The sequence below is a fragment of the Streptomyces sp. V4I2 genome (genome assembly GCF_030817655.1).
Classification (GTDB): domain Bacteria; phylum Actinomycetota; class Actinomycetes; order Streptomycetales; family Streptomycetaceae; genus Streptomyces; species Streptomyces plumbiresistens.
Window position 1 is genome coordinate 7,352,108 of record NZ_JAUSZM010000003.1, and the last position, 12,741, is coordinate 7,364,848.

The 12,741-nt window shown below is 70.6% G+C and carries 7 protein-coding genes; 1 reads left to right on the plus strand and 6 read right to left on the minus strand.

Translation table 11 applies throughout. The annotated features are described in order from the left end of the window. Positions 1-26: 26 nt before the first annotated feature. The 5 genes from glgB to QFZ76_RS34830 form a co-directional block, all read right to left on the minus strand. On the minus strand, positions 27-2,537 hold the full coding sequence (gene glgB, locus QFZ76_RS34810; protein ID WP_373464555.1) for a 1,4-alpha-glucan branching enzyme: 2,511 nt from the start codon (positions 2,535-2,537) through the stop codon (positions 27-29). An 8-nt stretch (positions 2,538-2,545) separates the two neighbouring features. Further along, positions 2,546-3,934: a maltokinase gene (locus tag QFZ76_RS34815; RefSeq protein WP_307677401.1), complete on the minus strand. Its 1,389-nt coding sequence runs from the start codon at positions 3,932-3,934 to the stop codon at positions 2,546-2,548. A 104-nt stretch (positions 3,935-4,038) separates the two neighbouring features. Then, positions 4,039-5,739 (minus strand): maltose alpha-D-glucosyltransferase, encoded by a 1,701-nt coding sequence (gene treS, locus QFZ76_RS34820; protein ID WP_307677402.1) that lies wholly within the window; start codon positions 5,737-5,739, stop codon positions 4,039-4,041. Continuing rightward, a complete protein-coding gene (locus tag QFZ76_RS34825) occupies positions 5,739-7,835 on the minus strand; it encodes an alpha-1,4-glucan--maltose-1-phosphate maltosyltransferase (protein WP_307677403.1) in 2,097 nt (698 codons plus the stop codon). Before QFZ76_RS34825 ends, treS begins: the two co-directional genes overlap by 1 nt. Before the next feature lie 218 nt (positions 7,836-8,053). Next, the gene (locus QFZ76_RS34830; RefSeq protein ID WP_307677404.1) at positions 8,054-9,253 is read right to left on the minus strand and encodes a S8 family peptidase; all 1,200 of its coding nucleotides are present in this window, start codon (positions 9,251-9,253) and stop codon (positions 8,054-8,056) included. 287 nt (positions 9,254-9,540) lie between these two features. Here QFZ76_RS34830 and QFZ76_RS34835 point away from each other — a divergent pair, with 287 nt between their 5' ends. After that, the gene (locus QFZ76_RS34835) at positions 9,541-12,159 is read left to right on the plus strand and encodes a glycosyltransferase family 1 protein (protein WP_307677405.1); all 2,619 of its coding nucleotides are present in this window, start codon (positions 9,541-9,543) and stop codon (positions 12,157-12,159) included. A gap of 66 nt (positions 12,160-12,225) precedes the next feature. Here QFZ76_RS34835 and QFZ76_RS34840 read toward each other — a convergent pair whose 3' ends face one another. Next, complete coding sequence (locus QFZ76_RS34840; protein ID WP_307677406.1) at positions 12,226-12,735, minus strand: DUF1990 family protein; 510 nt, start codon at positions 12,733-12,735, stop codon at positions 12,226-12,228. Positions 12,736-12,741: the final 6 nt, after the last annotated feature.

Genomic DNA, 12,741 nt, shown 5'->3' on the forward strand with positions numbered 1-12,741 from the left:
CTGCGACCTGATCCGCCGGACAGGCCCTAGGCCGGCCGCAGCCACACCGTGGCCATCGGCGGCAGCGTCAGCCGGATGCTGGCCGCCCGGCCGTGCCACGGCTGCGGCTCCGGCTTGATGACGTCCGGGTTGGTGACGTCGCTGCCGCCGTACTTCGCCGCGTCCGTGTTGAGGGACTCGTGCCAGGCCGGGATCTCGTCCGGAACGCCGAGGCGGTAGTCGTGGCGGACCACCGGCGAGAAGTTGGAGATCGCGAGCAACGGGTTGCCCTCGGCGTCGTACCGCAGGAACGCGAAGACGTTGTCCTCGGCCGCGTCGCCGACCACCCACTGGAAACCGGAGGGGTCGGTGTCGCGCTGCCACAGCGCCGGGGTGTGCCGGTAGACGATGTTGAGGTCCCGGACCAGGTCCCGCACGCCCCGGTGGTCCGGCTCCGCCCCGTACGCGGGGTCCAGGAGCCACCAGTCCGGGCCGTGCGCCTCGGACCACTCGGCGCCCTGCGCGAACTCCTGGCCCATGAAGAGGAGTTGCTTGCCGGGGTGGGACCACATGAACCCGAGGTAGGCGCGGTGGTTGGCGCGCTGCTGCCACCAGTCGCCGGGCATCTTCGAGACCAGGGACCGCTTGCCGTGGACGACCTCGTCGTGGGAGATGGGCAGGACGTAGTTCTCGCTGTAGGCGTAGACCATGGAGAAGGTCATCTCGCCGTGGTGGTACTTGCGGTGGATCGGGTCGTGGCTCACGTAGTCAAGCGAGTCGTGCATCCAGCCCATGTTCCACTTCAGCCCGAAGCCCAGGCCGCCGGTGTCGGTCGGGCGGGTCACTCCGTCCCAGGCCGTGGACTCCTCCGCGATCGTCACGACCCCCGGCACCCGCCGGTACACCGTGGCGTTCATCTCCTGGAGGAAGGCCACCGCGTCCAGGTTCTCCCGGCCGCCGTGCTCGTTGGGCGTCCACTGGCCCGGCTCGCGGGAGTAGTCGAGGTAGAGCATCGAGGCGACCGCGTCCACGCGCAGGCCGTCGATGTGGAACTCCTCGCACCAGTACACGGCGTTGGCGACCAGGAAGTTGCGCACCTCGGTGCGGCCGTAGTCGAACTCCAGGGTGCCCCAGTCGGGGTGGGCGGACCGGAGCGGGTCCTCGTGCTCGTAGAGGGGACGGCCGTCGAACTCGGCCAGTGCCCAGTCGTCGCGCGGGAAGTGCGCCGGCACCCAGTCCATCAGTACGCCGATGCCGGCCTGGTGCAGCGCGTCGACCAGGTACTTGAAGTCGTCGGGGGTGCCGAGGCGGGCGGTCGGGGCGTAGAAGCCGGTGACCTGGTAGCCCCAGGAGCCGCCGAAGGGGTGCTCGGCGACCGGCATCAGCTCGACGTGGGTGAAGCCCAGATCCTTGACGTACGCGGGCAGTTGCTCGGCCAGTTCGCGGTAGGTCAGTCCGGGGCGCCAGGACGGCAGATGGACCTCGTAGACCGAGAACGGCGCCTCGTGCGCGTGCGTGTCCGTGCGTTTCGCCAGCCACTCCTCGTCGTGCCACTCGTGGTGCGAGGAGGTCACGATGGACGAGGTGTTCGGCGGGACCTCCGTGCGGCGGGCCAGCGGGTCGGCGCGCAGGGTCCTGGAGCCGTCCGGCCGGGTGAGCTCGAACTTGTACAGCTCGCCCTCGCCGATGCCGGGCAGGAACAGCTCCCACACGCCGGTGCCGCCGAGTGAACGCATCGGATACGCGGTCGGGTCCCAGAAGTTGAAGGTGCCGGCCACGCGCACGCCCCGCGCGTTCGGCGCCCACACCGTGAAGCGGGTGCCGGTCACGCCCTGGTGGGTCATCGGCTCGGCGCCGAGCGCCGTCCACAGCTGCTCGTGCCGGCCCTCGCCGATCAGGTGCAGGTCGAGATCGCCCAGCGCGGGCAGGAAACGGTACGCGTCCTCGGTGTCCTGGACCGTCCCCTCGTACGCCACGAGCAGTCGGTACGCCGGGACCTCGGGCAGCGGCAGCAGGCCCGAGAAGAAGCCGTCCCCGTCGTCGTGCAGTTCGGCCCGCAGCTCCCCGGCGACGACCGTGACGGACAGCGCGTACGGCCGGAACGCGCGGAAGGCGACCCCGCCGGGCACCGGGTGGGCGCCGAGCACCGAGTGCGGGGCGTGGTGGGTGCCGGCCAGCAGACGCTCGCGGTCACCGGCGTCCACGGCGGGGGAGACCACGACGGGTGCCTCCTGCCGCGGAGCGGGAATCGGCGCGGTGACCTTCTTCGCGGTGGCCTTGTTGGTCGTGGCCTTCTTCGCGGTGGCCCTTTTCGCGCCGGCCTTCTTCGTCGTGGCCTTCTTGGCGGCCGGGGCCGTCTTCTTCGCCGTGGTCTTCTTCGTCACCGTCTTCTCGGCGGTGGTCTTCTTCGCCGCCGCCTTCTTCACCGCTTTCTTGGGCGCGGTCGCCTTCTCCGCGGCCTTCTTCACACTCTTCGCGGCTTGCGCAGCCGTCTTCTTCGGATCCGAACCGCTGGACGGTGTGCGGGGGGTCACTGGCGGAGCCTCCTGGGCGAAAATCTGGTCGGTCAGATCAGGTCGGATGTCACGTAGCCCTCGATGGCGGCCATCGGCACCGGAAGCCAGTCGGGACGGTGGCGGGCCTCGTAGACGACCTCGTAGATCGCCTTGTCCGTCTCGTAGGCGCGCAGCAACACCGGGTCGGTCCGCGGATCGACGCCGCTGACCTCCGCGTACCCGGAGCAGTACGCCGCCCGGCAGGCCTCGGCCCAGCCCGGCACCGGCAGGTCGGTGGAGTGGGCCGCGTAATCGAAGGAGCGGAGCATGCCCGCGATGTCCCGGGCCGGCGGCTGTGGCATCCGGCGTTCGGCGAGCGGTTTCGACGGCTCGCCCTCGAAGTCGATCAGCGACCACTGGCCGGCCGGAGAGCGCAGGCACTGGCCGAGGTGCAGGTCGCCGTGGATGCGCTGCGCGGTCCAGGTACGGCCCTCCGCGGCCAGGTCGGCCAGCGCCGTGAACGCGGAGTGCAGCCCGGGCGCGTACGGCCGGAGCGCGGGCACCGCCTGCACGGCCGCCTCAAGACGCTCGATCATGCCGTCGGCCAGCAGCTGGAGCTGGGTGTGGCCGAGGGTCACCGTGGGCAGCGCGCGGGCCAGCGCGGTGTGCACCTCGGCGGTGGCCCGCCCCAGCGACCGTGCCTCCGCGCCGAAGTCCTCGCCCTTGGCCAGCTCCCGCAGCGCGAGTTCCCAGCTGTCGGAGGCGCCCTGCACGAACGGCTGGAGGACGCCGAGGACGTACGACTCCCCGTCCAGCTCCGCCCGCAGCCATCCCGTCGGCGCGGGCACCCGGGGGCACCCCTCCCGGGCGAGGGCCAGCGGCAGTTCAAGGTCGGGGTTGGTGCCGGGCACGATCCGGCGCAACAGCTTCAGGATGAACGTATCTCCGTAGACGATCGACGAGTTGGACTGCTCGGCGGTCATCACCCGGGGCACGAGACCGTCCCGGATCTCCTGCTGCGGGTCGCGTTCGAAGCGCAGCCCGCCGATCCGGGCCCGGGTACGCAGGGCCTCCAGGAGCAGTTCGGCCGGCCGGGGGTCGTACAGGGCCTCGTACGCCGTGTATCCGGCGAGCGGGCCGTCGTCGACGTGTCCGATCAGCGCGGGCGCCAGCCGGGGCGGCAGCGCCTCGCGCACGCCTATGAGGAGCTGGTAGCAGTCACCGGGATGCGGCGCGCTGCCCAGCGCGAGGGGCTGGTGGGCACGCACCAGCAGGTGGTACACGCCCTGCTTCGCCGTCGGCGGCAGCAGCTCGGTGGCCGCCACCAGGGAGAACCCGGTGACCGGGCGCCCCTTGCCCGCGAACCAGCGCTGCCGCGGCAGCCACTCCCGCAACAGGGGATCCAGTGACGCAAGGAGGCCAGGATGTGTCGTGGCGGTACGGGTGACGGCTTCCGACATGGCGTCGCGTCCTTTCCCCGGGTGGGCGGGGTGTTACTGATGCGTGCCCCGGGCGGGGCGGTGGAAACCGACCCGCCCGGGGTTCTACCGGGCATTTCCGGTCGCTACGCGGCTTCCTTGCGGAGCCGGAACCAGTAGAACCCGTGCCCGCCGAGAGTCAACAGGTACGGCAGATCCCCGACGGCCGGGAATCGCACCCCGCCGAACAGCTCGACCGGGTGCCGGCCGTTGAACGCGCTGAGGTCCAGCTCCGTCGGCTGCGCGAACCGCGAGAAGTTGTTCACGCACAGTACGAGGTCGTCCTCGTACTCCCGCAGGAACGCGATCACCGCCGGATTGGAGGAGGGCAGCTCCGTGTAGGACCCCAGGCCGAAGGCGTGGTTCTGCTTGCGGATCTCGATCATGCGGCGGGTCCAGTGCAGCAGGGAGGACGGGGAGGCCATCGAGGCCTCGACGTTCGTCACCTGGTAGCCGTGCACCGGGTCCATGATCGTGGGCAGGTACAACCGCCCGGGATCACACGACGAGAAGCCCGCGTTGCGGTCCGGCGTCCACTGCATCGGGGTTCGTACCGCGTCGCGGTCGCCGAGCCAGATGTTGTCGCCCATGCCGATCTCGTCGCCGTAGTAGAGGATCGGCGAGCCCGGGAGGGACAGCAGCAGGGCCGTGAACAGCTCGATCTGGTTGCGGTCGTTGTCCAGCAGCGGCGCGAGCCGCCGCCGGATACCGATGTTGGCGCGCATGCGGGGGTCCTTGGCGTACTCCGCCCACATGTAGTCGCGTTCCTCGTCGGTGACCATTTCGAGCGTGAGCTCGTCGTGGTTGCGCAGGAAGATGCCCCACTGGCAGTTCGACGGGATGGCCGGGGTCTTGGCGAGGATTTCCGAGACCGGATAGCGCGATTCCCTCCTGACCGCCATGAAGATGCGCGGCATGACCGGGAAGTGGAAGGCCATGTGGCATTCGTCGCCGCCGGCCCGGTAGTCGCCGAAGTAGTCGACGACGTCCTCGGGCCACTGGTTGGCCTCCGCGAGCAGCACCGTGTCCGGATAGGAGGCGTCGATCTCCTTCCGGACCCGCTTGAGGAACTCGTGGGTCGCCGGAAGGTTCTCGCAGTTGGTGCCCTCCTGCTGGTAGAGGTACGGCACCGCGTCCAGCCGGAAGCCGTCGATGCCGAGGTCCAGCCAGAACCGCAGCGCGGAGATGATCTCCTCCTGGACGGCCGGGTTCTCGTAGTTGAGGTCCGGCTGGTGGGAGAAGAAGCGGTGCCAGTAGTACTGCTTGCGCACCGGGTCGAAGGTCCAGTTGGACGCCTCGGTGTCGACGAAGATGATCCGGGCGTCCTGGTACTGCTTGTCGTCGTCGGCCCAGACGTAGTAGTCGCCGTACGGGCCGTCCGGGTCCTTCCTGGACTCCTGGAACCACGGGTGCTGGTCGCTGGTGTGGTTCATGACGAAGTCGATGATCACGCGCATGCCGCGCTGGTGGGTGGCGTCGACGAACTCCACGAAGTCGGCGAGGTCGCCGAACTCGGGGAGGACCGCGGTGTAGTCCGAGACGTCGTAACCGCCGTCCCGGAGGGGTGACTTGAAGAACGGCGGCAGCCAGAGGCAGTCGACGCCCAGCCACTGCAGGTAGTCCAGTTTCGCGGTCAGTCCCTTGAGGTCGCCTACCCCGTCGCCGTTGCTGTCCTGGAAGGAGCGGACGAGGACCTCGTAGAAGACGGCGCGCTTGAACCACTCGGGATCCCGGTCCTTGGCGGGAGTGTCCTCGAAGGTGTCCTGGACGGGCTCGTTGACGATCATTATGTGGGTGACCCTCCGATCTGCGGGGTGGACGGTCGCAGAACCGAGAAGATGTGCGCGGGCCGGGTGCCCGGTTCGAGGCGCACATAATTGGCCCTGCCCCAGTAGTAGGTCTCGCCGGTGAGCTCGTCGCGCACCGGCACCGACTCGTGCCATTCCAGGCCGAGTTGCGGCATGTCCAACGAGACCGTGGCCTCCTGGGTGTGGTGGGGGTCGAGGTTGGCGACCACCAGAACCGTGTTCGAGCCGCTCCGCTTCGAGTACGCGATCACCGCTTCCTGGTCCGCCTGGTGGAAGTGGAGATCGCGTAGCTGCCGCAGGGCCGGGTTCGCGCGCCGGATCGTGTTGAGCCGGGTGATCAGGGGGGTCAGGGAGCGGCCCTCGCGGTCGGCCGCCTCCCAGTCGCGGGGTTTGATCTGGTACTTCTCCGAGTCGAGGTACTCCTCGCTGCCGTCCCGCAGCGGGGTGTTCTCGCACAGCTCGTAGCCGCTGTAGATGCCCCAGGCCGGCGACAGAGTCGCGGCGAGCACCGCGCGCACCTCGAAGGCGGGCCGGCCGCCGCGCTGGAGGTACTCGTGCAGGATGTCCGGGGTGTTGGTGAAGAAGTTGGGCCGCATGTAGGCGGCCGCCTCGCCGGACAGCTCGGTCAGGTACTCGGTCAGCTCCTGCTTGCCGGTGCGCCAGGTGAAGTACGTGTACGACTGCTGGAAACCGGTCTGCGCCAGGGTGTGCATCATCGCCGGGCGGGTGAACGCCTCGGCCAGGAAGATCACGTCCGGGTCGGTGCGGTTGATGTCCGCGATGACCCGCTCCCAGAACACCACCGGCTTGGTGTGCGGATTGTCCACGCGGAAGATCCGCACCCCGTGGTCCATCCAGTGCCGCAGCACCCGCAGGGTCTCGGCGATCAGACCGTCCAGGTCGGCGTCGAAGGCGATCGGGTAGATGTCCTGGTACTTCTTCGGCGGGTTCTCCGCGTACGCGATCGTGCCGTCCGGGCGATGGTGGAACCACTCCGGATGCTTCTGCACCCAGGGATGGTCCGGGGAGCACTGCAACGCGAAGTCCAGGGCGATCTCCATGCCCAGGCCCTTGGCTTCCCGCACGAACCAGTCGAAGTCCTCGATCGTCCCCAGGTCGGGGTGGACCGCGTCATGGCCGCCCTCGGGGGAGCCGATCGCCCAGGGCACCCCGACGTCCTCGGGCCCGGGTGAGAGCGTGTTGTTGCGGCCCTTGCGGAAGGTGTGGCCGATCGGGTGGATCGGCGGCAGATACACCACGTCGAAGCCCATCGCGGCGATCGCCGGCAGCCGGCGGGCCGCGGTGCGGAACGTGCCGTGCGGGCGCTGCGGTGTGCCCTCCGAGCGCGGGAAGAACTCGTACCAGGAGCCGTACAGGGCCCGCTCCCGCTCCACCAGCAGCGGCAGCGTCTCCGACGCCGTCACCAGCTCCCGCAACGGGTATCGGGCCAGGACCGCGTCCACCTCCGGCGTCAACGCGGCGGCCAGTCGGGCCGCTGCCGGGCGGGTCTCGTCGCGCAGGGCGGCGACGGCGGCGCGCAGGACCTGCCGTTTGCCTTTCTTGGGGACGTCGGCGGCCGCCCGTTCGTACAGCCGGGCGCCCTCCTCCAGGACGAGTTCGGTGTCCATGCCCGCGGGGATCTTGATCCGGGCGTGGTGCCGCCAGGTGGTGACGGGATCGCCCCAGGCCTGAACGGTGTACGTCCAGCGGCCGGGCGCGTCGGCGCTGACGGTGGCGCCCCAGCGGTCGGTGCCGGGCGCCAGTTCGCGCATCGGCGTCCAGGGGCCCGGCCGGCCTTCCGGATCCGTCAGGACGACGTTGGCGGCGACGGCGTCGTGCCCCTCGCGGAAGACGGTGGCCGAGACCTCGAAGGTCTCGCCCACGACGGCCTTGGCGGGCCTGCGTCCGCGCTGGACGACCGGGCGGACGTCCAGGACGGGTATGCGTCCGATGCCGGTGGCGGTGTCGCCCGCGGAGGGTGGCTCCGGGGCCGGCGGACCGACGTCGACCGGGCGCACGGGTACTGCTTCGGTGCTCGGTGTCGGGGGTGCTGACGAGTGGTGCGTGGCGGGCATGACCGCTCCTGTCCGCGTCAACGTTGGGTGGGCGGATGGCTGTGGGGAGGTGGGTCCTGCGTGGTGTCCCTGTGGTCTTTCTCAGGGGCGTACCGGAGGAGCCTTCCCACCCTATTCGGGTGGGCAATCCGGCACTTTGTTAACTACTCACGCGTATGTCTGCACACAAGACCGGCCCCGTTCTGGCCGAACGGGGCCGGTGCGGGAGTCGGCCCCGGTCAGCGCGGTACCCACAGCAGTTTGTTCGGAGATCCAAGGCCCCGGCCGGAGACTTTTCCGGACCCGGCCATGTCGACAAGTGCCTTCCCGACCTGGGCCGGAGTGGCCTTTCGATGGTCCGCGAGATAGAGCGCGGCCGCGCCCGCCGCGTGCGGCGACGCCATCGACGTACCGGACGAGGTGGCGGTGGCGGTGTTGCTCGCGATGGCGGCCGACGTGACCGACACACCTGGCGCGAACAGGTCGAGGGCCGAGCCGTAGTTGGAGAAGCCCGCCCTGACGTCCTTCCTGTCACTCGCGCCGACCGTGATCGCCTGCCGTACGCCCGCCGGGGAGTAGAGGGAGGCGGGCCGGCCGTCGTTGCCGGCGGCGATCGTGTACGTCACGCCGGACGCGATGGAGGTGCGTACGGCGGCGTCCAGCTGGGCGTTGCGGTAGCCGCCCAGGCTGAGGTTGGCGACCGCGGGCTTCTTCGCGTTCCTGGTCACCCAGTCGATGCCGGCGATGACCCGGGCGGTGGTGCCCGCGCCCGCGTTGTCGAGGACGCGTACGGCGACCACCTTGGCCTTCTTGGCCACGCCGTACTTGGTGCCGGCGACCGTGCCGGCGACATGGGTGCCGTGGCCGTTGCCGTCGCCCGCGCTCTTGTCGCCGCCGACGAAGTCCCAGCCGTAGCTCGCCCGGCCGCCGAAGTCCTTGTGGCCGGTCCGGATGCCGGTGTCGATCACGTAGACCGTGACGCCCGCCCCCGCGGAGTCCGGCCAGGTGTAGCTCTTGTCCAGCGGCAGGTTCGGCTGGTCGATGCGGTCCAGGCCCCAGGACGGCGGGTTCTTCTGGACGTGGTCCAGGGTCACCCGGGTGTCCTGGACGACCGAGGCGACGCGCGGGTCGGCCGCGAGCAGCTCGGCCTGTCTCTCGTCGGCCCTGATCGCGTAGCCGTTCATCACCGTGCCGTAGGTGTGGCTTATTTTCGCCCCGTATTTCTCGGCTATGCCCTTTCCGGCCGCCGACGGGGCCTTCGTTCCCCCCTCGAGTGTCACCAGGTAACTTCCGCCGACGGAACCGGGTTGTCCGGCGCCGAGTATCCGCCCCTCCGGAACGGCGTGCGCGGGCAGGGTGATGGCCGAAAGCGCCGCGGCACAGGTCACCGCAGTCAGGCCCCCCGCCACGCGCAGACGCCGTGTTCGCGTCCGTGCCATGGCTCTGTACCCCCTCCTCAACTCGGCGTACGACAGCCGGGGTCACCGCGTGCGCGGCTCCTCGGGCCGGTACGCCACTTGGCAGCCTGTCGTGCGGTGTGAAGTACGACAAGGGCGCCTACGGGGGCGGAATCGGCCAAATCGGGTCAGGAGTCATAGAGTGCGGCCAGAACCGTGCCCGCCGGCAGGCGCCGTGGTTCCGGAGGCCCCGTGCCCGATACCTTCGAAGCTGCCGACGGACGCACACCGCCGTGCGTCCTCTTCCTCACGCCCGCTTGAGGTGGAATGTGAAGGCGATCCGTCGATTCACCGTCCGACCCGTGCTCCCCGAACCCCTTTGGCCGCTGAGCGACCTCGCGCGCAATCTGCGCTGGTCCTGGCATGCGGAGACCCGCGATCTCTTCCAGTCCGTCGACCCCGAGCGCTGGGCCGCCTCGGGCGGTGACCCCGTCCGGCTGCTCGGCAGTCTGCGCCCCGAGCGGCTCGCCGAGCTCGCCGAGGACCGCCGCTTCCTGCGCCGGCTCGCCGCGGCGGCCGACGATCTGAACGACTATGTGACCGGCGCCCGCTGGTACCAGACCCAGACGGCCGAACTGCCCGCCGCCGTCGCCTACTTCTCGCCCGAGTTCGGTGTCACGGCCGCCCTGCCCCAGTACTCCGGCGGCCTCGGCATCCTCGCCGGCGACCATCTGAAGGCGGCCAGCGACCTCGGCGTACCGCTGATCGGTGTCGGACTGCTGTACCGGCACGGCTACTTCCGCCAGTCCCTGTCCCGGGACGGCTGGCAGCAGGAGCACTATCCGGTGCTCGACCCGAACGAGCTGCCCGTCGCCCTGCTCAAGGAGCCCGACGGCACCCCCGCCCAGGTCTCCCTCGCCCTGCCCGGCGGCAAGCAGCTGCACGCCCGGATCTGGCTGGCCCAGGTCGGCCGGGTCCCGCTGCTGATGCTGGACTCGGACGTCGAGGAGAACGCCCTCGGCGAACGCGGGGTGACCGACCGGCTGTACGGCGGCGGCAGCGAGCACCGGCTGCTCCAGGAGATGCTCCTCGGCATAGGGGGTGTCCGGGCCGTGCGGACGTACTGCCGGCTCACCGGGCACCCCGAGCCCGAGGTGTTCCACACCAACGAGGGGCACGCCGGCTTCCTCGGCCTGGAGCGGATCGCCGAACTGTGCGCGCAGGGGCTGGACTTCGACTCCGCCCTCGAAGCGGTCCGGGCCGGGACCGTCTTCACCACGCACACCCCCGTCCCGGCCGGTATCGACCGCTTCGACCGCGAGCTGGTCGCCCACCACTTCGGCCCCGACGCCGAACTCCCCGGCATCGACGTCGGACGCGTCCTGCAACTGGGCATGGAGACCTACCCGGGAGGCGAACCCAACCTCTTCAACATGGCCGTGATGGGCCTGCGCCTCGCCCAGCGCGCCAACGGCGTCTCCCTGCTGCACGGCAGGGTCAGCCGGGAGATGTTCTCGGGACTGTGGCCGGGATTCGACGCCGAGGAGGTGCCGATCACCTCCGTCACCAACGGGGTGCACGCCCCGACCTGGGTGGCCCCGGAGGTCTTCCGGCTGGGCGCCCGGCAGATCGGCGCGCAGCGCACCGAGGACGCCATGACCGTCGGCGGCTCGGAGCGCTGGGACGCGGTCGGGGACATCGCCGACCAGGACATCTGGGAGCTGCGGCGGAACCTGCGCGAGCAGCTGGTGACCGAGGTGCGGGAGCGGCTGCGCGCCTCCTGGCGGCAACGCGGGGCCGGTACCGCCGAGCTGGGCTGGATCGACGGGGTGCTCGACCCGGACGTCCTCACCATCGGGTTCGCGCGGCGCGTCCCCTCGTACAAGCGGCTGACGCTGATGCTGCGCGACCGGGACCGGCTGATGGATCTGCTGCTGCACCCGGAGCGGCCGATCCAGATCGTCGTCGCGGGCAAGGCGCACCCGGCGGACGACGGCGGGAAGCGGCTGGTGCAGGAGCTGGTGCGGTTCGCGGACGACCCAAGGGTGCGGCACCGGATCGTGTTCCTGCCGGACTACGGCATGGGGATGGCGCAGAAGCTCTACCCCGGCTGCGACATCTGGCTGAACAACCCGCTCCGGCCGCTGGAGGCCTGCGGGACCAGCGGGATGAAGGCCGCGCTCAACGGCTGCCTCAACCTCTCCGTGCTGGACGGCTGGTGGGACGAGTGGTTCCAGCCCGACTTCGGCTGGTCGATCCCCACCGCCGACGGCGTCGGCACCGATCCCGACCGCCGCGACGACATAGAGGCCGACGCGCTCTACGACCTGCTGGAACAGCGGGTCACCCCGCGCTTCTACGAGCGCGGGCAGGGCGGGCTGCCCGACCGCTGGATCGAGATGGTCCGCCAGACCCTCACCCTGCTCGGCCCGAAGGTGCTGGCCGGCCGCATGGTCCGCGAGTACGTGGAGCGGCTCTACGCCCCGGCCGCCCACGCCCACCGCACGATGGCCCCCGAGGCCGCCCGTGAACTGGCGGAGTGGAAGTCCCGGCTGCGCTCCGCCTGGCACGGCGTGACCGTCGACCACGTCGAGACCACCGCCGCCACCGCCACCGCCGAACTCGGCACCACCCTCGGGCTGAGGGTGCACGTCGGCCTCGGCGGCCTCGCCCCCGAGGACGTCGAGGTGCAGGCGGTCTCCGGCCGGGTGGACGGGGAGGACCGCATCACCGACGCCGCGAGCGTCCCGCTGAAGGCGGCGGGCGGTCCGGATCCGGAGGGACGGTGGGTGTACGAGGGCCCGCTGTCCCTGGACCGGACCGGGCCGTACGGCTACACGGTCCGTATCCTTCCCGCGCACCGGCTGCTGGCTTCCGGGGCGGAGCTGGGGCTGGTGGCGCTGCCGGCGGAGGACGTGGTGGAGGAGGCCGGGGTGCTGATGAGGTGAGGCGGCGGGAGTGCTGAGGGGCTGAGGCGGCGGGTGTGGTGTTGGGGTCGCTGTGCGTGGGTCGGCTCAGATCTTCTCCAGCGGCGCGCACAGCCGCCGCAACACCGCCCCGCACCGCCGGGCGTACGCGTGCTGCAGCCCCCGGGTCGCCGGGCCGCCCGCTCGGGCGTACCACTTGGCGCCCTTGCTGAACGCGGAGATCGTCAGCCAGACCGTGCCGTCGCCGGTGCGGTCCACGACGAAGGACTCCTCGCCGCACTCCGGGTGACCGGTCAGCGTGCCGTACGCCCAGCCGGCGCGGCGGGGTTCCTCGACCGTCCAGACCACGCGGCACGGGGCCTTGATCAGTCCGGCGAGGGTCACGGTGACGTCGACCTCGGGGGCGGCGCGGTCCGCGTCGGCGTCGATGCCGACGCCCAGCTCGCGGTGCATCTCCCAGGTCAGGACCGCCTCGGCGGCTCTGCGGAAGACCTCTTCGCCCTCACCGATACGCGCGCGTACATGCAGGGGGTGGAAGCCGGGCGGGCAGAAGCCGTCCCGCCGGGTGGCGCCGACGTCGTCGTACGTGAAGGACATGAGTAC